We start from the raw sequence: 23,688 nt of genomic DNA on the forward strand, positions 1-23,688 counted from the left end.
TAAGTTTTATCGATTTCTATTTTTACACTTTTTAAAATGAAAACGTTCTTATTTTCTCGAAATTACTTTTTTTACAGCTTTTAAAACTGCTGCCGCATCTAAACCATATTTCGCCATTAATTGAGCTGGAGTTCCAGATTCTCCAAAAGTGTCATTAGTAGCAACAAATTCTTGTGGAGTTGGATTGTTTAAAGCTAAGGTTCTAGAAACACTTTCTCCTAAACCACCTAGCTTATTATGTTCTTCAGCGGTAACAATACAACCTGTTTTTGCAACAGACTTTAAGATAATTTCTTCATCTAAAGGTTTAATTGTATGAATGTTTATAACGTCAACAGAAATTCCTTCAGCCTCTAATTGTTCAGCTGCTTGCAAGGATTCCCAAACTAAATGACCAGTTGCAACGATAGTTACATCTGTTCCTTCTGTTAATTGAATTCCTTTTCCAATTTCAAATTTTGCATCTTCTGGCATAAATACAGGAACTTTTGGGCGTCCAAAGCGCAAGTATACTGGTCCGTCGAAATCTGCAATTGCTATAGTAGCTGCTTTTGTTTGATTATAATCACAAGGATTTATGACAGTCATTCCTGGTAACATTTTCATCAAACCAATATCTTCTAAAATTTGGTGTGTTGCTCCGTCTTCTCCTAAAGTAACACCTGCATGTGAAGCACAAATTTTTACATTTTTTCCAGAGTATGCAACGGATTGGCGTATTTGATCATAAACTCTACCAGTGGAAAAGTTGGCAAACGTTCCTGTAAAAGGTATTTTACCTCCAATGGTTAAACCAGCAGCTATACCAATCATATTTGCTTCTGCAATTCCAATTTGGAAAAACCTTTCTGGATTTTCTTTAATAAATTGATCCATTTTTAAAGAACCAATTAAATCTGCACATAGAGCAACTACGTTTGGATTTGTTCTTCCTAATTCAGTTAAACCATCACCAAAACCAGAACGTGTATCTTTTTTCTCTGTGTATGTATATTTTTTCATTGTAAACTTATTGTGTTGTAAAATTTGCGTAAAAATAAACTTTTATTTCCCTTTAAAGAAGAGAAAAGCGAGATTAGAAAAAAGACTTTTTAACATAATGTGAGGAAGTCCAAGATTTAAATTTTTTAAACCAAATATGATGAGAATTTACAAGTTCATCAATTCTTTATAAAGTTTATGAACGGGCAATCCTACTACATTAAAATAACTTCCTTCTATGTTATTAATACCTATAAGGCCAATCCATTCCTGAATTCCGTAGGCACCAGCTTTGTCAAAAGGTTTGTAGTTTTTTATGTAATAATTAATTTCTTCATCAGTAATATTGTTAAAAGAAACAATGGTTGTATCGCTAATTATCTTTTGAAAATATTTACTTTTAATACTTATTGAAGTAATTACTTCATGTTTTTTTCCTGATAAAGCGCTTAACATGCTAAATGCATCTGCTGCATTTTTTGGTTTACCTAAAGCTTTACCATCCAGCCAAACAATAGTATCAGAAGTAATTAATAAATCGTTTTCTGATAAGTTTGTAAATGCCTTTGATTTTAAATCAGCCAAAAAATCAGTGATTTCGCAACCTTTTAACTCTTTTGGATATACTTCTGCAACTTCTTTCAGTTCAATTGTAAAATCAATATTCAAATCTTTAAAGAATTCCTGTCTTCTTGGAGAGCCAGAAGCTAAAATTACATTATAATCTTTTAATTTTTCTCTTAACATCAGGAATTAATTACGAATTGAAACTCTTTTTAATCCTGGCTAAATCCCTTTTGTTATCTCGGTCTTTAAGAACTTCACGCTTATCGTGTGTTTGCTTTCCTTTAGCTAATGCAATTTCTAATTTAGCAAAACCTCTATCATTTATAAACAAACGTAAAGGAACAATCGTATTTCCTTTGGCTTCAACATCTTTTCGTAAACTTCTTAATTCTCGTTTATTTAAAAGCAATCTACGTTCACTTTTTGGTTTGTGATTAAAATGATGACCAAACATATATTCTTGGATATACATATTCACAATAAACAATTCTCCACGTTCATTAAATTCACAAAAACTTTCTGTAATTCTAGCCTGACTTAATCTTATTGATTTAATTTCTGTTCCCGTTAATTGAATTCCAGCAACTAATTTGTCTAGAATTTCAAATTCAAAACGTGCTTTTTTATTCTGTATATTTATCTTTTTCTGAACAGTCATTGACTGATTTAGTTTTAAAATTATTTTTACAAATATACATTTTTGGTTAAGATAAAGAAGTGTAATATTGTACTTCAACTATTGAATAACTTAAAAAAACACAGAATGAAATACTTCTATATACTTTTAGCACTTTTCATTATTTCATGCAAGGCTTCAAAAAAGGAGTATACTGCTCAGGACATCATAGATAATTGTATCATAAATTCGGGAGCAAATAAGGTTTCTAACGCTAATATTGCCTTCAAATTTAGAGATAAAAAATATAGTGCAAAAAGAAACAAGGGACTTTTTAATTTAACTAGAAGTTTTGATTCGATTAAGGATATTTTAAGTAATAATAATTTTACAAGATTCGCTGAAGGAGTGGAGATTAAGGTTGCAGATTCAATGGCTTTAAAGTATGCTAATTCCGTTAATTCTGTGCATTATTTTTCCGTACTTCCTTTTGGACTGGATGATAAAGCGGTTCATGCAAAACGTTTGCCTTCATCAACAATAAAAGGGAAAGAATATTACAAAGTTGAAATCACATTTTCTGAAGATGGAGGAGGAGAAGACTTTGAAGATGTATTTATTTACTGGATTGGTAAAGAGGATTTTTTAATTGATTACTTAGCGTACGCTTATCATACAAATGGAGGAGGGAAACGTTTTAGAGCTTTAAAGGAGCAAAGCAATAAAAAAGGAATTCGTTTTGTAGATTATGATAATTATAAACCATTAAATAACTCAATTTCCTTAATTGATATTGATCAAGCTTTTGAAGAAAATCAGCTTAAAAAAGTTTCTGAGATTATTTTGGAAGATATTAAAGTTGATATTTTAAACTAAAGTTGTTAGCTGTGGTAATTTTTGGAGAATGAAAAATTTTTATCTATTCATTTTATAAAAAGTATTTTGATACAAATTTGATATAAAAATAAATTTCACACAATTTCTAAAATACGTTATTCAACTTTCTCTATTTTACTCATTTTTTTACCGTCAGTAATAGTTACAATGTATAGACTAGCATTGTCATGATCATCCATGTTTTTATGCTTTTCTTCTCCTAAAATGTTATTTACAAAAATTGGAGTTGTATTGCTATGACCCACAACTAAAACTGTTTTTCCTGCTGTATTATTTTGAAATATTGAATCGTACATATCTCTTGGGTCATAATTATTAATGGCTAATTGTTTGCTTTTAGCCGTGGGTTCAGCGGTTTGCATTGTTCTGTGGTAATTTGTAGAGTAGATAGCATTTAAATTAATTTTTTCAAAATAATCAGCCCATCTTTCTGCTCTCTCTAAACCTTTTCTATTCAAATTTGGGTCTTTATTAGCTGCATCTGTTCTGTCTTTTTCTGCATGCCTAATTAGATAATACGTAGTTTTAGTTTCTTCTGAGGTACAAGAAATTAATGAACTAAATATAAAAATAAATAGGATAAGGAATTTTTTCATGATAATATTTTTCACTCCAAATATACTAAAAAAGAAAAAGCGGTATTTTTCAAATACCGCTTTTAAGAATAACTAAATTTTTATGATTAATTCTGAACCAAATCTGACTGATTTCTAAAAACCAATTGATCATCAAAAGCATCTAAAAGAATAATATTATCTGTCGTTACTTTTCCCGATAAAATATCTTTTGAAAGTTGATTTAATACTTCCTTCTGAATTACTCTTTTTACGGGTCTAGCTCCAAACTCTGGTTGATATCCTTTTCTAGCCAAATATTCAATAGCCTCATCTGTGGCATCTATATAGATATCTTGTTTGCCAATCATTTTCTTTAAATGAGCTAATTGTAATTTAACTATTTCAAAAATATCACTTTTTGTAAGTGGTGTAAACATAATTATATCATCAATTCTATTTAAAAATTCTGGTCTTACCGATTGTTTTAACAATCCTAAAACTTCAACTTTTGCCAACTCAGTTATAGATTCTAGATCAGCTTTTGGATCACTAAATTTTTCCTGAATTATATGACTTCCCATATTTGAAGTCATAATAATAATGGTATTCTTAAAATCAGCTACACGTCCTTTGTTATCGGTTAATCTTCCTTCATCTAAAACTTGTAATAGTACATTAAAAGTGTCTGGATGTGCTTTTTCAATTTCATCTAAAAGTACCACAGAATAAGGTCTTCTTCTTACAGCTTCTGTTAATTGTCCGCCCTCATCAAAACCCACGTATCCCGGAGGAGCACCAATTAGCCTACTCACAGAATGGCGTTCTTGATATTCACTCATATCAATTCTTGTCATGGCATTTTCATCATCAAATAAATAAGAAGCTAAAGCTTTTGCTAATTCTGTCTTTCCAACTCCAGTTGTTCCTAAAAATAAGAAAGAACCAATTGGCTTACTAGGGTTTTGCAATCCTGCTCTAGATCTTCTTACAGCATCAGAAACTGCAATAATTGCTTCTTCTTGTCCAACAACTCTTTTATGTAATTGATCTTCTAATTTTAATAATTTTTCACGTTCTGACTGAATCATTTTCGTCACAGGAACTCCTGTCCATTTTGCAACAACTTCAGCTATATCTTCATAAGTTACTTCTTCTTTTATTAAAGAACTTTCTGATTGGTTTTCTTGTAAATCTTTTTGCAGTTGTTCTAAATTTTCTTGTGCAGTTTTAATTTTACCATATCGTATCTCTGCAACTTTTCCATAATCACCCTCGCGCTCGGCCTTTTCTGCTTCAATTTTAAAATTTTCAATGACTAATTTTGCGTTTTGGATGTTATCTACAACTTCTTTCTCAGACTTCCATTTGGCACTCATTTCATTACGTTCCTCTTTCAAATTTGCTAAATCTGAACGTAAAGATTTTAATTTCACTTCGTCTTTTTCACGCTTAATGGCTTCAATTTCTATCTCTAACTGCATTACTTTTCTATCTAATACATCTAATTCTTCTGGTTTAGAATTGATTTCCATTCGAAGTTTTGCCATGGCTTCATCCATTAAGTCAATAGCTTTATCAGGTAAAAAACGATTGGAAATATAACGTTGAGATAATTCTACAGCGCCAATAATGGCCTCATCTTTAATACGAACTTTATGATGAGTTTCATATTTTTCTTTAATTCCTCTTAAAATAGAAATAGCGCTTTCAGTATCGGGCTCATTCACAATAATTTTCTGAAAACGTCTTTCTAAAGCTTTATCTTTTTCAAAGTGTTTTTGATATTCATCTAAAGTGGTTGCCCCAATTGCCCTTAATTCTCCACGAGCTAAAGCTGGCTTTAAAATGTTTGCCGCGTCCATTGCTCCTTGACCTCCTCCAGCACCAACAAGCGTATGAATCTCATCAATAAAGAGTACAATATCTCCAGCAGATGTTGTTACTTCATTTATAACCGCTTTTAAACGTTCTTCAAATTCTCCTTTATATTTTGCACCAGCAATTAAGGCTCCCATATCTAAAGAGAAAATAAGCTTGTCTTTCAGGTTTTCTGGGACATCCCCATCTACAATTCTGTGCGCTAAACCTTCTGCAATCGCTGTTTTTCCTGTTCCAGGTTCCCCAACTAAAATTGGGTTATTTTTCGTTCTCCGTGATAAAATTTGTAATAATCTACGTATTTCTTCATCTCTACCAATTACAGGGTCTAATTTGCCATCTTCGGCTAATTTATTTAAGTTTTTGGCGTATTTATTTAAAGAATTATAGGTTTCTTCTTGGCTTTGAGAAGTAACTCTTTCACCTTTTCGTAATTCTTCAATGGCTGCTAGTAAATGTTTCTCTGTAACTCCTTGGTCTTTCAAAACTTGAGCAATATTACTTTTGGATTTAAAAATAGCTAAGATTAAATGTTCTATTGAAACATAATCATCTTTCATCTTTTTAGCAATAATAGCTGCTTCTGTTAAAGTTTTACCTGCTTCTCTGGAGATCATTAATTCTGCGCCAGAAACTTTAGGTAAACTTTCTAATTGTTTATCTAAAATTTGGTCAACAACAATACTATTAATGTTTAATTTCTTCAATAAAAAAGGTAATACATTTTTATCAATTTGAGTTAATGCTTTAAAAAAATGTTCATTTTCTATTTGATTATGGCCAAAACTTTGGGCAATTTGCTGCGCCATCTGTATGGTTTCTTGTGATTTTGTGGTGTAATTGTTCAAGTTCATTTTCTTTTGTTTTTTGATTCCCTTTTTCAAAGGATTTACAATTTAATTTTCATAATAAATGAATCAACTTTAATACCATCAACTAAAACGAAAAAAATAAAGTCATTTTGTCTTGTTAAATCTTAAGAAAACTGACTTTTTGACACATAAAAGTTTCTTACATTTGTATTCATAAAAAAAAACATGGGCGTATTCAACAGTTTATTTGGTAGTAAAGTACCTCAAAAAGAAAAAGTATCTTATTTAAAATGGATACCATTGTCCTCTTTAGAGCAGCTAGATACAATAAAGAAACAATCTAAAACTGAATCTATACTTATTTTTAAACATTCCACTCGTTGTGGAATTAGTAAAATGGTTATCAAACAATTTGAAGGTTTGTTTCAAGAAAATCATCAGTACTTAAAAGTATATTATTTAGACTTGTTAAACTACAGGAATGTGTCTGATGAAGTAGGATATACCTTTCAAGTAATACATCAATCTCCTCAATTATTGGTTATTAAAAATGAAGTTTCCGTGCATGCTGTCTCGCATAATGATATTACTCAAATTAATTTAACAAGATTTATATAGTTTAAATTCGTGAAAAACCTATTTTAAGTCTTATTTTTGTATCTCAAATTTATATTCCTTTGGCAGAAATAAGCACTTCAGAAAAAAAAGTAGGTAAACAATTATACGGATATCAAAAAGACGCTCTTCAGGAAATCTTTAGAAGGTTTGAAGATGCTCCTCAAGATTATCATCTGTTATATCAGTTGCCAACTGGAGGTGGAAAAACAGTTATTTTTTCAGAAATTGTTAGGCGTTATTTAGAAAAGTTTAAAAAGAAGGTTTTAGTCTTAACACACAGAATAGAGTTGAGCAAACAAACGTCTAAAATGTTAGACGAGTTCGGTGTTAACAACAAAATCATAAACAGTACAGCAAAGTTAGATGACCAAGATGAATACAGTTGTTTTGTTGCAATGGTTGAGACTTTAAAGAATCGTTTAAATGATGAAAAACTAGATATTTCCGATATAGGTTTAGTCATTGTGGATGAGGCACATTACAATTCATTTACTAAAATTTTTAAGTTTTTTGATAAATCTTTCATATTAGGTGTTACAGCAACTCCATTAAGTTCTAATGTGAAATTGCCTATGTATGAGAACTATCAAGAGTTGTTTGTGGGAGAATCTATTCAGCATTTAATTGATAATGAATATTTAGCAAGTGCTAACCTATATTCATATAATGTAGGATTAACTTCTTTAGAAGTCGGTGCAAATGGCGATTATACGGTTAAATCATCAGAAGATTTGTATACTAATTCAGATATGCTTTCTAAATTGGTTTCTGCATATGAAGAAACGGCAAAAGGAAAAAAGACTTTAATTTTTAATAATGGTATTAATACTTCTATTCAGGTGTATCACGCTTTTAAAAAAGCGGGTTACCCTATTGCTCATTTAGACAATACTAATACAAGAAAAGAACGCGATTTTATTTTAAAATGGTTTCATAAAACACCGAATGCCATTATCACTTCTGTAAGTATTTTAACAACAGGTTTTGATGAACCGAGTATTGAGGCTATTATTTTAAATAGAGCAACAAAATCTCTTACATTATATTATCAGATGATTGGTCGTGGTTCTAGAATATATAGTAAAAAGAATACTTTTGAAGTTATTGATTTAGGTAACAATTTTCACAGATTTGGACCTTGGGGTGCAGATTTAGATTGGCAAAAAATGTTTAGAGCTCCTGATTATTATCTAAATGCAATTCTTTCTGATGAGGATATTGAAAGTACTTTTAGATATGAATTACCAGCAGATGTTAAAAAAGAATTTGCTAATTCTCAGGACACATATTTTGATATGAAACACGTGTATATAGATACTATTAGGGCAGGAGAATCTTCTAAAAGAGTTTTAGAGAAGTCTATAGAGCACCATGCAAAAATGTGTATTGAAAACAGTGAAGATGTATTTGATGCTTTAATTTTAGCCAAGAAACTGGGCGAGGAGATAGATGACAGAATAAACAGATATGCAAAATGTATTTCTAAAAGTACGCACAACTTCGTTACGTGGTTAAAAGATGATTACCGAAAAAAGTTAAATGCCTTTCTACGTTCTAATTTTGATGAAATGTTTGAAGAAATATATGGTTATCCACCTGAGGATTAAATCGTTTTGGTAAGCTAAAAGTAAAAATATTTTCATTTATTTTCTACTTTTGTTTTTTGTATTAAAAAATAATTTACATTTGACTAACTTATTTAAGTGAAATGTTAGGTTTTTCTTATTTCGGAAATAACTCTCAATCGGAGAATGATGGTTACATGGCATTTTGGAAATGCAACGAAAAAATTAAGGTATCTCCATTTTCAATTCTGAAAAAATTGCATCTTTTCTCAAAGTTGCATGTAGTTTACTTACAAATATTACAGTGATAAAAATTCTTTTCTAGAATCATAATTTCTATCCTAAAACATTCATAATGTTTTAGTTTGGGCAGTTTTATCATATAATAAATTTAAAAATAAAAGTGAACACAAAATATATAGATTTAATCGAACAAACTTTCGATTTTCCTCAGGAAGAATTTAAAATAGAAAATAATAAACTTTTTTGGCATGGTATCAACTTAATGGAATTAGCAGCAAAATATGGAGCACCATTAAAATTTACCTACTTACCAAAAATATCAGAAAACATCAATAAAGCAAAAGGATGGTTTCAAAATAGTATGGAAAAACATGACTATAAAGGAAAATATTATTATAGTTATTGTACAAAAAGCTCTCATTTTAAACATGTTTTAAATGAAGCGCTAAAAAATGATATTCATATAGAAACTTCTTCAGCTTTCGATATTGATATTGTAAATAATTTAAAGAAAGAAGGTAAAATAAAAGATACCACTTTTGTTATCTGTAACGGATTTAAACGAGATCAATACATTAAAAATATTGGAGAATTAATTAATTCTGGTCATAAAAACTGTGTTCCAATTATAGATAATTATGAAGAATTAAATCTTTTAATGAATGAAACAGATGAAAAATTAAATGTAGGAATTAGAATTGCTTCAGAAGAAGAACCAAAATTTGAGTTTTACACTTCTAGATTGGGTATTGGTTACAAAAACATCGTTTCTTTTTATGAGCGTGAAATAGCTGATAACAAACAAGTAGATTTAAAAATGCTACACTTTTTTATCAATACTGGTATTAAAGACAATGCATATTATTGGAACGAATTAATGAAATGTTTAACGGTGTACATCAACCTGAAAAAAGTATGTCCGACTTTAGATAGCTTAAATATTGGTGGTGGTTTTCCTATAAAAAACTCGCTAGCTTTTGAGTATGATTATCAATATATGATCGACGAAATTGTAACTCAAATTAACGAAACATGTAAAGATGCTGGTGTAGATGTACCAAATATTTTTACTGAATTTGGAAGCTTTACTGTTGGAGAGTCTGGGGCAGCTATTTATGAAGTTTTATATCAGAAAAAACAAAATGATAGAGAACGTTGGAACATGATAAACTCTTCATTTATAACTACTTTACCAGATTCTTGGGCTATTAATAAGCGCTTTATTATGTTACCGATTAATAAATGGAATCATAGATACGAACGTGTATTATTAGGTGGTTTAACTTGTGATAGTGATGATTATTACAACTCAGAACAACATGTAAACGGAATCTATTTACCTGTTTATGAGAAAGATAAACCATTATATATTGGCTTTTTTAATACAGGCGCGTATCAAGAATCTATTGGTGGTTTTGGTGGATTACAACACTGTTTAATTCCGCATCCAAAACATTTAATTATAGACAAAGATGAAAAGGGTAATATCACTACAAGAATATTTAAAGACCAACAAAAAAGTAGCGAATTACTTTCCATTTTAGGATATGCAGAAACAGTTACAAAAGAAATAAATACAAAAGTATTAACAAAACAAGAAGTAGAATAATACTTCAAAAAATAAAATGACAATAAATAAAACATATGCAGGAATTCCACAAGAATATGGAAACCTGTCAACTTCAAAAATAGTGTTAATTCCAGTTCCTTATGATGGAACAAGTACTTGGCAAAAAGGAGCAGATAAAGGGCCGCAAGCTTTTTTAGATGCATCAGAAAATATGGAATTATATGACATTGAAACAGATTCTGAAGTGTACAGAGAAGGTGTGTATTTAGCAGATGCTATTACAGAAAAATCTTCACCAGAAGCAATGGTAGAAGTTGTTCATCAAGAAACTAAAAAATATATCAATAGAAATAAGTTTGTAACTATTTTTGGTGGAGAGCATTCTGTTTCTATAGGAACCATTAGAGCATTTAATGAATGTTTTAATAATATCTCTGTATTACATATAGATGCGCATGCAGATTTAAGAAAAGAATATGAAGGCTCTTCTTGCAATCATGCTTGTGCAGTTTATGAAGCGAATGAGAATACTAATTTAGTACAAGTTGGTATTAGAAGTATGGATGTTTCTGAGAAAAGAGTAATGAATCTTGATAAAGTATTTTTTGCACATGATATGGCAGTAAATGAATACTGGATGGATGATGTTTTAGATCAACTTACTGGAAATGTATTTATTACGTTTGATTTAGATGCGTTAGATCCATCAATTATGCCGAGTACAGGAACTCCAGAACCAGGAGGTTTATTATACTATGAAACATTAGAATTCTTAAAAAAAGTATTTACAGAACGTAATGTAGTTGGTTTTGATATGGTTGAACTTTGTCCGAATTCAAAAGAAAAATCATCAGACTTTTTAGCTGCAAAATTGTATTACAAAATGTTAAGCTATAAATTTTCTTCAAAAATGGAAGATGAAGAAGATTATGATGATTCTAATGCGGCATTCAGCAAATTATCAAAGTTTAAAGATGATGATAATGATTATTAATTTCTGATGAAAATTGAAAACATAGAAAATATAGAATTGCAGTATTTAACGATTCATGATTATCAAGAGTTAAAACAAGCAATGATTGAGGTGTATTTTAATATGCAAAACACCTATTGGGAAGAATCTCAAATACAATCTTTAATTACAAAATTTCCTGAAGGACAGGTTGTTATAAAAATTAATGGTGAACTTGCGGGTTGTGCTTTGTCTTTAATGGTAGATTATGATAAGTTTGATGATCATCATACCTATAAAGAAATTACTGGAGATTATACATTTAGCACGCACAGTAGTGTTGGCGATGTTTTATACGGAATTGATGTTTTTATAAAACCTGAATATAGAGGTTTACGTTTAGGAAGAAGATTGTATGATTATAGAAAAGAATTATGCGAAAAATTGAATTTAAGAGGAATAGCCTTTGGAGGTAGAATTCCTAATTATCATAAGCATGCTGAATTAATTTCGCCTAAAGAATACATAGAAAAGGTAAAACGTAAAGAAATTTATGATCCTGTTTTAAACTTTCAAATTTCTAATGATTTTCATCCATCAAAAGTGATGAAAGGCTATATAGAAGGAGACGCAGATTCTAATGACTTTGCAGTTTTATTAGAATGGGACAATGTCTATTATAAGAAAGAAACTGTAAAAGCGGTTATAAAGAAAAAAGTTGTTCGTTTAGGTTTAATACAATGGCAAATGCGTTTGTATAAAGATTTAGAAGAATTAATGCAACAAGCAGAATATTTTGTGGATGCCGTTTCTGCTTATAGGTCTGACTTTGCGTTGTTTCCAGAGTTTTTTAATGCACCTTTAATGGCAGATAATAACCATTTGCCAGAATCTGAAGCAATTAGAGAATTGGCAAAATATACCCCTATAATTGTTCAGAAATTTTCTGAGTTGGCAATTGCCTATAACATCAATATTATTACAGGTAGTATGCCAGAATTAAAAGATGGTTTGTTATATAATGTTGGTTATATCTGTAAAAGAGATGGAACCACAGATAGATATGAAAAACTACATGTAACACCGGATGAAGCTAAAGTTTGGGGAATGCAAGGAGGAAATGAATTAAAAACTTTTGATACAGATTGTGGTAAAATTGGTGTTTTAATTTGTTATGACTCTGAGTTTCCTGAATTAAGTAGAATTTTGGCAGAAGAAGGAATGGATATTTTATTTATCCCGTTTTTAACGGATACACAAAACGGATATTCTAGAGTAAGGCATTGTGCACAAGCAAGAGCTATAGAAAACGAGTGTTATGTTGCCATTGCTGGTAGTGTTGGTAATTTACCAAAAGTAAATAATATGGACATTCAGTTTGCACAATCGATGGTGTTTACACCTTGTGATTTTTCTTTTCCTGCAAATGGAATAAAAGCAGAAGCAACTACAAATACAGAAATGATTTTAATTGCTGATGTAGATTTAGACTTACTAAAAGATTTAAATCAATTTGGAAGTGTACGTAACTTAAAAGATAGAAGAACAGATCTTTTTGAATTAAAAAAGATTAAAAAATAAATATTAAAATGAACAAACCAATTACAAATTTTATAGAAAAATATTTCTTGCACTTTAATGCTGCAGCTTTAGTAGATGCAGCTAAAGGATATGAAGCACAATTAAACAAGGGTTCTAAAATGTTAGTTTCTCTAGCAGGAGCAATGAGTACCGCAGAATTAGGGAAAATTTTTGCAGAAATGATTCGTAAAGATAAAGTTCAAATTGTTTCTTGTACAGGCGCCAATTTAGAGGAAGATGTAATGAATTTAGTAGCACATTCTCATTACAAACGAGTTCCTAATTATAGAGATTTAACGCCTCAAGATGAATGGGATTTATTAGAAAAAGGACTAAATAGAGTTACAGATACTTGTATTCCTGAAGAAGAAGCGTTTCGAAGAATTCAAGAACATATTGTAAAAATATGGAAAGATGCTGAAGCTAAAGGAGAACGTTATTTACCACACGAATACATGTACAAATTGTTGCTTTCTGGAGTTTTAGAACAGTATTATGAAATAGATATAAAAGATTCTTGGATGTATGCAGCAGCAGAGAAAAACCTACCTATTATTTGTCCTGGTTGGGAAGATTCAACTATGGGAAATATTTTTGCTTCCTATGTTTTAAAAGGCGAATTAAAAGCAAGTACCGTAAAATCTGGGATTGAATACATGACGTTTTTAGCAGATTGGTATACAGATAATTCAGAAAACGGAATTGGATTTTTTCAAATAGGAGGTGGGATTGCAGGAGATTTTCCAATCTGTGTTGTACCAATGCTGTATCAAGACATGGAAAAACCAGAAACACCTTTTTGGAGCTATTTCTGTCAGATTTCAGACTCAACTACAAGTTATGGGTCATACTCTGGAGCTGTACCAAATGAGAAAATTACTTGGGGTAAATTAGATATTGATACTCCTAAGTTTATTATAGAAAGTGATGCAACAATTGTTGCTCCATTAATATTTGCTTATTTATTAGAAATGTAAATTTTTGTCCGTTCGAGCATTACTGAAATTAAAATATATTTTAAGGAAAGTAGAAAATGGAATTTTTCGAGAACTCTTTTTTAAGAGTTTGAATGTAAAGACCTTTCGACTGCGCTCGAGGAGACATCAAAAAAATAACAAAAAATGAGAAGAGTAATCGTAGAATACGCAAAATTAACAACGGACATACTAGATTTATTGGTAGATAAATATCCTAATGGATATGATTATAGCGATATTATATCCTATAAGAATGCAAAAGCAGAAACTATAAAAGCGTTAGAAGTTAAAACTGAAGACGCCGTGTATCTTGTGAAAATTAGTTCTAAATTAGAACAAGTAATCGAAGATTATGCGGAAGATGAAGATTCTTTTAATGCCAATGATGATTTTGATGTAAATGATGTGTAGTATGATTGTTAAGTTTAAATAAAAGAAGTTCGGGAAAATTTCCGAGTTTTTTTTATGTTGTTTCGAGGGTATTTAAAATAAATAGTAATTTTTATAATATAATTCAACGTTATTTTTTAAAACTACCTATCTGAAGCAAAAAAATATTTTTCAGACAAAACAAAAAAGCTTCACAACTATGTGAAGCTTTAATTTTTATAATTAGACAGAAATACTATTTAGCAGGTAATACTTTACCAACACATTCACCAAATCCAATGCGTACTTTATCGTTTATGCAATGAGCACGCATAATGACGGTGTCATTATCATTTATAAATTTACGTTCTGTTCCGTCTTTTAATTTGATAGGATTTTGTCCTCTCCAAGTTAACTCTAACATAGAGCCATAACTATCTTTTGTTGGTCCAGAAATAGTTCCAGAACCCATCATATCTCCAGCTTCTATAGGACAACCATTTACTGTATGATGCGCTAATTGTTGCGCCATAGTCCAATACATGTATTTAAAATTAGAATTGGCAACGACAGTTTCTTCTCCGTTTTCTGGTTGAATTCCTACCTGTAAATGAATGTCATAACTTCCTTTTCCTTTTTGCTTTAAATAAGGTAAAGGTTCGTGAACTTGTTTAGGATTATCTACTCTAAAAGGCTCTAAAGCATCTAGAGTTACAATCCACGGAGAAATAGTGGATGCAAAGCTTTTCCCTAAAAATGGCCCTAAAGGCACATATTCCCAAGCTTGAATGTCTCTAGCGGACCAGTCGTTAAATTGAACCAAACCAAAAATATATTCTTCAGCTTCTTCAATAGGAATTCTATCTCCTAAAGCATTTGCGTCCGTTGTAATAAAAGCCATTTCTAACTCAAAATCTAATAATGTAGTAGGTCCAAAACCTGGTGTTTTACTTCCTTCAGTTGGTCTTGTTTGGCCATAAGGTCTTCTAACAGGTGTTCCAGAAGGAATAATAGAAGAACTTCTACCGTGATATCCAATCGGAATGTGCAACCAATTTGGTAATAATGCATTTTCAGGATCTCTAAATAGAGAACCTACGTTCGTGGCGTGTTCTTTACTCGCATAGAAATCTGTATAATCACCAACAGCAACAGGTAATAACATTTCTACTTCATCCATTCTAAAGATAATTTTATCTTTATGATCTGCATTGTCTCTCAAATCCCCACTGGTAACATCAAAGACTTCAGCAATTCTATTTCGCACAAGTCGCCATGTTTTTCTACCATCTGCAATAAAATCATTTAAATTATCTTGTAAAAAAATATCATCTGTTAACGGAATACCTTTGAAATAGCCTAACTGATGAAAAGCTCCTAAATCTATAGCAAAATTTCCAATTCTACTGCCAATTGTAATAATATCATCTCTAGTAATAAAAACACCAAAAGGGATGTTTTGTATTGGAAAATCTGAGTCTTCATTAACTTTTAACCATGATTTTCTATTGGGATTATTTGCTGTTATAATCATTGTCTTTTTTTTTGTTTTTTCAAACCTACATAATTTTTTAGCAATTTTAAATAAAAAAATCATGAAAAAATGAACTTTAACAACACTTTATAGTCAATTTGAGAATAAGATGAAAAAGTTATTAAATTTTATAAAAACTTATTTTTAAAAGAGTTGTTTTTTGTTACTTTTGATGCTTATTTAAAACAACCACAATGCAATTAGATAATCAAATTTTTGACCTAATAGAGGAAGAAAAAGAAAGACAATTAAATGGTATAGAGTTAATCGCTTCAGAAAATTTTGTAAGCGATCAAGTGATGTTGGCCCAAGGTTCTATTTTAACCAATAAATATGCTGAAGGATATCCGGGAAAAAGATATTATGGAGGTTGTGAAATTGTTGATATTGTAGAGCAAATAGCTATTGACCGAGCTAAAGAATTGTTTGGTGCAGAGTATGTAAATGTGCAACCTCATTCTGGTTCTCAGGCAAATACAGCAGTATTTTTTGCATGTTTAAAACCAGGAGATACTATTTTAGGATTCGATTTATCTCATGGAGGTCATTTAACACATGGTTCTTCAGTAAATTTTTCAGGCAGATTATACAATCCAACTTTTTATGGTGTTGATAAAGAAACTGGAGTTTTAAATTATGATAAAATTCAAGAAACAGCAACTAAAGAGCAGCCAAAGTTAATTATTGCCGGTGCTTCTGCATATTCTAGAGATATTGATTATAAGCGCTTCAGAAAGATTGCTGATAGTGTTGGTGCTATTTTATTGGCAGATATTTCGCATCCTGCTGGTCTAATAGCCAAAGGTATTTTAAATGATCCTTTGCCTCATTGTCATATTGTAACATCTACAACCCATAAGACCTTACGCGGACCAAGAGGAGGGATTATAATGATTGGTAAAGATTTTGAAAATCCTTTCGGAGAAACTTTGAAAAGTGGAAAATTAAAAAAAATGTCCACATTACTTAATTCTGCAGTTTTTCCTGGTAATCAAGGTGGTCCGTTAGAACATGTGATCGCTGCAAAAGCGATTGCTTTTGGAGAAGCATTAACAGATGAGTTTTTAGAATATCAAATACAAGTAAAAGAAAATGCTGCCGCAATGGCTAAAGAGTTTGTTAGCAAAGGTTATAAAATAATTTCTGGAGGAACAGACAACCATTGTATGTTAATTGATCTTCGTAATAAAAACATTTCTGGTAAAGATGCTGAAATTGCGTTAGGAAAAGCAGCTATCACTGTAAATAAAAATATGGTTCCTTTTGATGATAAAAGCCCATTTATAACTTCAGGAATTCGTGTTGGTACATCTGCTATAACTACGCGTGGTTTAAAAGAAGAAGATATGAAGTCTGTTGTTGATTTTATCGATGAAGCTATACAAAATGCAGAAAATGAAGATGCGTTGAACGAAATTGGAGAGCGAGTTTCTGAAATGATGAGTGCAAGAAGATTATTTGTTATGTAGAAAGTAAGACTTTGTTATAAGGTATTTTACTGAATCAAAAATATGTTAAAAAAGCATCAAGTTAACTCTTGATGTTTTTTTTTGTAATGACAATTATCATATTTACTTTAAAAATTATTTCTGTACTTCGCAATGGTATAATATGATTATTATGGGCTCACACGCTGTAACTGCCATTAAAACACAAAAAAATCGTAAGGATTTTGTACACCATTTACTCAATGATATAGAGGCATTAGAGTATATGATTAAAAATGACTTATTTGAAAATGGAATTCAACGGGTAGGAGTAGAACAAGAATTATGTATTGTAGATAAAGATTACAGACCTTCTACAAATGCTTTAGAAATTCTTAATAAAATTAATGATATTCATTACACAACAGAGTTAGCTTTATTTAATTTAGAGATTAATTTAGATCCTTGTGAATTAAAGGATACATGCTTTTCTGATATTGAGAAACAACTTATAGCTTTATTGGAAAAAGGGTATAAAGTTGCCGCAGAAACTGATAATAATAAAATTATACTTACCGGAATCTTACCTACATTAAGAAAAAAAGATCTAATCTTTAAAAATGTGACTCCTTTTAAACGTTATAAAACGTTGAATAAAGTTTTAAAAAAAATAAGAGGGGATGATTTTAAATTACATATTCTAGGAATAGATGAACTGATTCTTAAGCACGAATCCATCTTATTTGAGGCTTGTAATACTAGTTTTCAAGTGCATTTACAAGTAAGCCCAGAAGATATAATAGATAAATATAACTGGTCGCAAGCAATTGCAGGACCAATGCTATCTATTATGACCAATTCTCCAATTTTATTAGGGAAAGAATTATGGAGTGAAACTAGAATAGCTCTTTTTCAGCAAAGTATAGATTTACGCAACGTTTCTCATATATCTAGAGAGCAAAAACCTAGAGTTTCTTTTGGTAATAGTTGGGTAAAAGATTCGATTTTAGAATTGTTTACAGACGATATTTCTAGATATCCACCATTAGTTTTTTCAAAATTTGAGGAGAATTCTATAGAGTCTGTCAAAAAGGGAATTATGCCCAAACTAAAGGCACTGAATTTACATAATGGCACTTTATATAAATGGAATAGATTGTGTTACGGAGTTCATGAAAATACAGCGCATTTGCGAATTGAAAATAGATATATTCCTTCTGGACCCAGTGTCAAAGATGAAATAGCAAATGCACTTTTATGGGTAGGTGTTATGCAAGGTATGCCAAAAAAATATCAGAAAATTTGGAAGAAAATGTCTTTTTATGATGCTCGTGGAAATTTTATAAATGCTGCAAGAACTGGAATAAATACTTATTTTAACTGGTTTGATAAAGGAATTTCTGCAAAAAAGTTACTAGAAAATATTTTAATTCCGATGGCAAAAGAGGGTTTGTTAAAATCAAAGATCAATGAATCTGAAATTAACTATTATTTAGGAATCATTCAAAAAAGAATTGATACAAGTACAACTGGCAGTAAATGGATTATTAGAAACAAACGAAAATTAAGAGAAAAAGTTTCTAAATATGAGTCTAATGTAATTCTAACAGAATATATTTATAGAAATCAAATATCAAATAAAGTCATTTCAGAATGGGATTCTGTTGATCTTTATGAGAATAAAAGTGATAAAAAATATAATAAATTATATAAAATAATGTCTACAAGTATTTTTGTAGTTCATGAAAATGATTTAATAAAGTTGGCCTTAAAGATAATGGAATGGAAACAAATCAATCATATTCCAGTGGTTAATAAACGGAATAAGATTGTTGGTGTTATTGAGAAAAAACAATTAGATGAACTCGATTTTTCATCAAAAAAAGTATTAAATATGGTTGCTAAAAATATAATGAATAAAGATTTTGATGTTGCACACCCAGAAATGTCTTACAAGAAATCAAAAGAATTAATTCTAAACACAAAGAATACTTGTGTTGCAGTTATAACTGAAGATAAATTAGTTGGTATTTTTACTAAAAGTGATTTAGAGAGAATAGAAAAAATTAAGAAAAATTAATGATTAATCAAATAGTGATTGAATCCTTTAATGAAAAAATCTTTGTTCAAAGAATTTTAGGCAGTGTAGAAGGTGTAAAACAAACTCCTACTGTGATTGCAATTGGCGGGATTCATGGTAATGAACGAGCCGGATTAAATGCACTATTAAAAGTCTTTCAAACAATAGAAGAAGAAAATATTTGCTTGAATGGAAATTTTTATGGAATTGCAGGAAACATAAACGCTATTTCGGAAAATATTCGTTTTAAAAATGTAGATTTAAATAGAATTTGGACAAAAGAAGAAATTTTAAAATTATATTTAAAAGATGAGTTAGAAATTGAATCAGAAGAACAAAATGAAATATATTTTATTATAAAAGATATTCTAAATAAAGAAAAAGGACCTTTTTATTTTTTAGACCTGCATACTACATCTTCAGATACACAACCTTTTATTACTATTAGTGACTCTTTAAATAATAGAAGATATTCTTCAAATTTTTCTATTCCAACTATTTTAGGAATCGAAGAATATTTAAACGGGCCATTGTTAACCTTTATTAATGAGTTTGGTCATATTGCTGTAGGTTTTGAGGCAGGTCAGCATGATAAAGAGGTATCTGTAGATAATTGTGTAGCATTTCTATGGTTAGCTTTAGTGGCCGCAAAATGCATACATAAGAAAGAAGTAAAAAAGTATTCCTATTTTAAACATTCATTATCCCTTTTTAAAGAAGATCAAGATTTTTATAAAATTGACTATAAATACACGATTAAACCTTTTGAGAATTTCAAAATGATTGAAGGTTATAGAAATTTTGAAGAGATTACAAAAAATGAATTGCTAGCATATAGTAATCAAAGGGAAATCCACTCTAATATTAAAGGTAAAATTTTTATGCCGTTATATCAAGAAAAAGGAAATGATGGTTTTTTTATCATATCAAAAATTTCTAAATTTTGGTTAAAAGTTTCCTTAGTCGCCAGAAAACTTCATTTTCACCAATTACTAAGACTTTTACCTGGGGTAAAATTAGATAGAAGAAACGCCTACACTTTAATTGTAAACCCGAGAACAGCCAAGTTTTTGGCTATTGAAATTTTCCATTTATTTGGCTACAGAAAAAAAATGGTTAAAGGAGATAATTTTTATTTTATTAAAAGAGATAGAAAAATTAGTGAATTTATTTAATCGTCTTGACTTGCTCTTTCAATAATATTTTCTGGAATTGATTTTTTAGCTTTTGCACCCATTTTCTTCAATTTCTCTATACTAGTAATTAAATTCCCTCTACCATCTACTAATTTATTCATTGCATTAGAATATTCCTTTTTACTATCATCAATTCGTTTTCCAATGGTAATCAAATCACTTAAAAGACCCTGAAACTTGTCATATAGAGCGCCTGCTTGTCTTGCAATTTCTATCGCATTTTTTTGCTGCTTTTCGTTATTCCACATAGAATCTATAGTTCTTAATGTTGCCAATAATGTAGAAGGGGTAACGATAACAATATTTTTCTCAAAAGCTTTATTATATAAATGATTGTCAGAATTAATAGCTACAGCAAAAGCTGGCTCAATAGGGATAAATAACAAAACAAAATCTGGAGATTCTATTTGATAAATATCTTCATATTTTTTTTCTGATAATTGCTCTATATGTCGCTTTAAAGAGGCTATATGTTCTTTTAGAAATTGTGCTTTTGAAGTATCATCATCTTCATTTACAAATTGCTCATACGCAGTAAGTGACACTTTAGAATCGACAATCATTTTCTTATTATCTGGAAGATGAATTACTACATCAGGTAACACTCTTTTTCCATCATCATTCGTAAAGCTTTGCTGCACAAAATACTCTCTATCTTTCTCTAATCCAGACTTTTCTAAAACACGTTCTAAAACTAATTCCCCCCAGTTTCCTTGCATTTTATTGTCTCCTTTTAACGCTTTTGTTAAGTTTAGAGTTTCTTTACTCATTTGTTGGTTTAATTCTTTTAAACCTAAAATTTGCTGACGTAAAGCTGCATGATAATCAATACTTTCTTTGTGAGTTTTATCTACTTTATCTTCGAAGATTTTAATTTTTTCTTGTAATGGATTTAAAATTATTTTTAAGTTCTCTTTATTTTGTGCTGTAAATTTATTCGATTTTTCTTCTAAAATTTTATTTGCTAAATTTTCGAATTCTTTAGTAAATTTTTCTTGTAATTCTTCAACTTCGGTTTTATGCTCATCTAACTTTAGTTGTAAATTTATGTTTTCTGAATCTTGTCTCGTATTTATAGAAATTAAATGTTCTTTTTCTTGCTGATTATTCTTAAGCTCTTTTTGAAGTTCGATATAGTTATTTTCTACCATATCCTTTGATTGTTGTAGTAATGAAGCCCGTTCTTCCAAAGTAGATTTCTCTTTTTCTATTAAAGTTTTCTCTTTTTCAAAATTTAATTTGGATAAAAGTTTCCCAATAAAAAAGCTTATAATGCTAAAAATCAGTGCAATTAAGAAGTATGTAATCAATTCGTTCATCATATCAAATTAAGTCCTTAAATTTATCACTTTTAAAAGACACAATGAAAGGATTTGCAAGATTTATCTTATTTAGTATTTTGGGTTGGAAGTTAGAAGGAGATTTTTCTAAAGAAATAAAAAAATATGTAGTTATAGCAGCGCCACATACTAGTTGGATTGATTTTCCTATTGCCATCTTAGCTAGGATGGCTTCTGGTACTATGATTCATTTTATTGGTAAAAATTCTCTTTTTAATGGTCCCTTCGGGTTTTTCTTTAGAGCATTAGGAGGTACCCCCGTAGATAGAAGTAAAAGTAATAATTTAGTAGATGCTATTGTGCAAATATTTAATAGCAAGAGTAAGTTTATTCTTGGGTTATCGCCGGAGGGAACAAGAAAAAAAGTGGAAAAGTGGAAAACAGGCTTCTATTTCATAGCAAAAGGAGCAAAGGTTCCTATAGTTATGGCAACTTTGGATTTTGAAAATAAGAAGATTAAAATATCGGAACCTTATTATCCGACTGATGATCAAGAAAAAGACTTTAAATTCTTTTATTCTTTTTACGAAAACGTAAAAGGTAAAAAACCTGAATTGTCATAAATAATTTTCATATTTCATCTAAAATTAGTTTTATGCCGAAGAAAACCATTCTGTTTATTTTTAAAGAAGGAATTTAATTATAAAAAAGTTGGATTGAAATATTAACTTTAGATATTTAGTTTTATTTAAATTTTTCAGAAACTTTTTGAGCTATACCAATGATTACTTCGGTTGCCTTGATCATAGATTCTGCCGGAACATACTCGAATCGTCCATGAAAATTATGTCCTCCAGCAAAAATATTAGGACAAGGCAAACCTTTATAAGAAAGCTGAGAACCATCTGTACCACCTCTAATAGGTTTTATCAAGGGAGTAATATCAATATCCTTCATTACTTCTTCAACAATATCAACAATATGCATAACTGGGGTTATTTTCTCTTTCATATTAAAATATTGATTTTTGATTTCAACTTTAACCAAATCTTGGTGTAAACGTTTGTTGAAATCGGAGGCAATTTTTTGAAGTAACTCTTTTCTTTTTTCAAACAATGAAAAATCATGATCCCTAACTATATACTCTAAAACAGTTTTTTCTACATTTCCATTTAAATCATGTAAATGGAAAAAACCTTCATATCCCGCAGTTTTTTCTGGGACTTCATTTTCTGGAACTGCAGCAATATATTCATTAGCAATCAAAATTGAATTGATCATTTTTCCCTTTGCATAACCTGGATGTACAATTTTTCCTGTAATGGTAACTTTTGCGCTTGCAGCATTAAAATTTTCATATTCTAATTCTCCTATTTGACTGCCATCCATGGTATATGCCCATTTTGCACCAAATTTTTCTACATCAAATAAATGGGCTCCTTTACCAACTTCTTCATCAGGTGTAAAACAAATTCTAATTTTACCGTGTTTAATTTCTGGATGGTTAATTAAATATTCCATAGCTGTTACAATTTCTGTAACTCCGCCTTTATCATCTGCTCCGAGAAGAGTGGTTCCATCAGTGGTAATTATGGTTTGACCTTTGTATTGCAATAAATCCTCGAAATAATCTGGAGATAAAATAATGTTCTTTTCTTTGTTTAAAGTGATGTCTTTTCCATTATAATTTTCGATAATTTGGGGTTTTACATTTGCGCCTGTAAAATCTGGACTTGTATCTATATGTGCTACGAAACCGATTGTTGGCACTTTATAATTTAAGTTACTTGGCAAAGTTGCCATGATGTAACAATTTTTATCCAACTCAACTTCTTGCATACCAATTTGGTTGAGTTCTTTTTCTAAAACTTTTGCTAAATTCCATTGGTTTTCTGTACTAGGAAATTCAGGGTTATTAGGATCTGACTCTGTATCGATAGTTACGTATTTTATGAAGCGATCTATGATATGTTGTTTATCAATCATTT

Annotated in this window: 20 protein-coding genes; 12 read left to right on the forward strand and 8 right to left on the reverse strand. The window is 30.1% G+C overall.

The features are described 5' to 3' along the window. Positions 1 to 48: 48 nt before the first annotated feature. The 3 genes from ATE90_RS05310 to smpB all read right to left on the reverse strand — a co-directional run bounded on the left by ATE90_RS05310 (position 49) and on the right by smpB (position 2,206). Positions 49 to 1,002, reverse strand: a complete 954-nt coding sequence (locus ATE90_RS05310; RefSeq protein WP_036786529.1) for a transketolase family protein — start codon at positions 1,000 to 1,002, stop codon at positions 49 to 51. Positions 1,003 to 1,149: 147 nt separating this feature from the next. After that, positions 1,150 to 1,728, reverse strand: a complete 579-nt coding sequence (locus ATE90_RS05315; protein WP_036786527.1) for a Maf family nucleotide pyrophosphatase — start codon at positions 1,726 to 1,728, stop codon at positions 1,150 to 1,152. Positions 1,729 to 1,738: 10 nt separating this feature from the next. Further along, positions 1,739 to 2,206 carry an SsrA-binding protein SmpB gene (gene smpB / locus ATE90_RS05320; protein ID WP_036786525.1) on the reverse strand — a complete coding sequence of 156 codons (468 nt, stop codon included), beginning with the start codon at positions 2,204 to 2,206 and terminating at the stop codon, positions 1,739 to 1,741. 105 nt (positions 2,207 to 2,311) lie between these two features. Here smpB and ATE90_RS05325 point away from each other — a divergent pair, with 105 nt between their 5' ends. Continuing rightward, entirely contained in the window at positions 2,312 to 3,040 is a 729-nt protein-coding gene (locus ATE90_RS05325) for a DUF6503 family protein (protein ID WP_036786523.1), read from the forward strand. 116 nt (positions 3,041 to 3,156) lie between these two features. On the opposite strand, the gene ATE90_RS05330 is transcribed toward ATE90_RS05325, so the two are convergent. Together ATE90_RS05330 and clpB are read right to left on the reverse strand one after the other, a co-directional pair. After that, positions 3,157 to 3,657: a SixA phosphatase family protein gene (locus ATE90_RS05330; protein WP_101450995.1), complete on the reverse strand. Its 501-nt coding sequence runs from the start codon at positions 3,655 to 3,657 to the stop codon at positions 3,157 to 3,159. 86 nt (positions 3,658 to 3,743) lie between these two features. Beyond that, the gene (clpB, locus tag ATE90_RS05335) at positions 3,744 to 6,350 is read right to left on the reverse strand and encodes an ATP-dependent chaperone ClpB (RefSeq protein WP_036786520.1); all 2,607 of its coding nucleotides are present in this window, start codon (positions 6,348 to 6,350) and stop codon (positions 3,744 to 3,746) included. Between the two features lie 183 nt (positions 6,351 to 6,533). Here clpB and ytxJ point away from each other — a divergent pair, with 183 nt between their 5' ends. The 7 genes from ytxJ to ATE90_RS05370 all read left to right on the forward strand — a co-directional run bounded on the left by ytxJ (position 6,534) and on the right by ATE90_RS05370 (position 14,225). Further along, positions 6,534 to 6,926 (forward strand): bacillithiol system redox-active protein YtxJ, encoded by a 393-nt coding sequence (gene ytxJ / locus ATE90_RS05340; protein ID WP_036786518.1) that lies wholly within the window; start codon positions 6,534 to 6,536, stop codon positions 6,924 to 6,926. Positions 6,927 to 6,985: 59 nt separating this feature from the next. Further along, positions 6,986 to 8,533 carry a DEAD/DEAH box helicase gene (locus ATE90_RS05345; protein WP_036786516.1) on the forward strand — a complete coding sequence of 516 codons (1,548 nt, stop codon included), beginning with the start codon at positions 6,986 to 6,988 and terminating at the stop codon, positions 8,531 to 8,533. A 361-nt stretch (positions 8,534 to 8,894) separates the two neighbouring features. Next, complete coding sequence (locus ATE90_RS05350) at positions 8,895 to 10,343, forward strand: arginine decarboxylase (protein WP_101450997.1); 1,449 nt, start codon at positions 8,895 to 8,897, stop codon at positions 10,341 to 10,343. 16 nt (positions 10,344 to 10,359) lie between these two features. After that, positions 10,360 to 11,298: an agmatinase gene (speB, locus tag ATE90_RS05355; protein WP_036786512.1), complete on the forward strand. Its 939-nt coding sequence runs from the start codon at positions 10,360 to 10,362 to the stop codon at positions 11,296 to 11,298. Positions 11,299 to 11,304: 6 nt separating this feature from the next. Beyond that, positions 11,305 to 12,837, forward strand: coding sequence for a bifunctional GNAT family N-acetyltransferase/carbon-nitrogen hydrolase family protein (locus ATE90_RS05360; protein WP_101450999.1), 1,533 nt, complete (start codon positions 11,305 to 11,307; stop codon positions 12,835 to 12,837). Between the two features lie 8 nt (positions 12,838 to 12,845). Beyond that, complete coding sequence (locus ATE90_RS05365; protein ID WP_036786508.1) at positions 12,846 to 13,814, forward strand: deoxyhypusine synthase family protein; 969 nt, start codon at positions 12,846 to 12,848, stop codon at positions 13,812 to 13,814. A gap of 144 nt (positions 13,815 to 13,958) precedes the next feature. Beyond that, positions 13,959 to 14,225, forward strand: a complete 267-nt coding sequence (locus ATE90_RS05370) for a hypothetical protein (RefSeq protein ID WP_036786506.1) — start codon at positions 13,959 to 13,961, stop codon at positions 14,223 to 14,225. 214 nt (positions 14,226 to 14,439) lie between these two features. On the opposite strand, the gene fahA is transcribed toward ATE90_RS05370, so the two are convergent. Next, entirely contained in the window at positions 14,440 to 15,717 is a 1,278-nt protein-coding gene (gene fahA, locus ATE90_RS05375; protein ID WP_036786505.1) for a fumarylacetoacetase, read from the reverse strand. Positions 15,718 to 15,911: 194 nt separating this feature from the next. On the opposite strand from fahA, the gene glyA reads away from it, so the two are divergent. The 3 genes from glyA to ATE90_RS05390 all read left to right on the forward strand — a co-directional run bounded on the left by glyA (position 15,912) and on the right by ATE90_RS05390 (position 20,399). Beyond that, positions 15,912 to 17,186 (forward strand): serine hydroxymethyltransferase, encoded by a 1,275-nt coding sequence (gene glyA / locus ATE90_RS05380; protein WP_036786503.1) that lies wholly within the window; start codon positions 15,912 to 15,914, stop codon positions 17,184 to 17,186. Between the two features lie 151 nt (positions 17,187 to 17,337). After that, the gene (locus ATE90_RS05385) at positions 17,338 to 19,224 is read left to right on the forward strand and encodes a CBS domain-containing protein (RefSeq protein WP_036786501.1); all 1,887 of its coding nucleotides are present in this window, start codon (positions 17,338 to 17,340) and stop codon (positions 19,222 to 19,224) included. Then, positions 19,224 to 20,399: a succinylglutamate desuccinylase/aspartoacylase domain-containing protein gene (locus ATE90_RS05390; RefSeq protein WP_052107549.1), complete on the forward strand. Its 1,176-nt coding sequence runs from the start codon at positions 19,224 to 19,226 to the stop codon at positions 20,397 to 20,399. Before ATE90_RS05385 ends, ATE90_RS05390 begins: the two co-directional genes overlap by 1 nt. On the opposite strand, the gene rmuC is transcribed toward ATE90_RS05390, so the two are convergent. Continuing rightward, a complete protein-coding gene (gene rmuC, locus ATE90_RS05395) occupies positions 20,396 to 21,739 on the reverse strand; it encodes a DNA recombination protein RmuC (protein WP_036786498.1) in 1,344 nt (447 codons plus the stop codon). The two genes, ATE90_RS05390 and rmuC, sit on opposite strands and share 4 nt — an antisense overlap. A gap of 44 nt (positions 21,740 to 21,783) precedes the next feature. On the opposite strand from rmuC, the gene ATE90_RS05400 reads away from it, so the two are divergent. Then, a complete protein-coding gene (locus ATE90_RS05400; RefSeq protein WP_036786497.1) occupies positions 21,784 to 22,323 on the forward strand; it encodes a 1-acyl-sn-glycerol-3-phosphate acyltransferase in 540 nt (179 codons plus the stop codon). 121 nt (positions 22,324 to 22,444) lie between these two features. On the opposite strand, the gene pepT is transcribed toward ATE90_RS05400, so the two are convergent. Further along, positions 22,445 to 23,686, reverse strand: a complete 1,242-nt coding sequence (gene pepT, locus ATE90_RS05405; protein ID WP_036786495.1) for a peptidase T — start codon at positions 23,684 to 23,686, stop codon at positions 22,445 to 22,447. Positions 23,687 to 23,688 lie beyond the last annotated feature (2 nt).

This window comes from Polaribacter sp. Hel1_33_96 (assembly GCF_002846595.1).
Classification (GTDB): domain Bacteria; phylum Bacteroidota; class Bacteroidia; order Flavobacteriales; family Flavobacteriaceae; genus Polaribacter.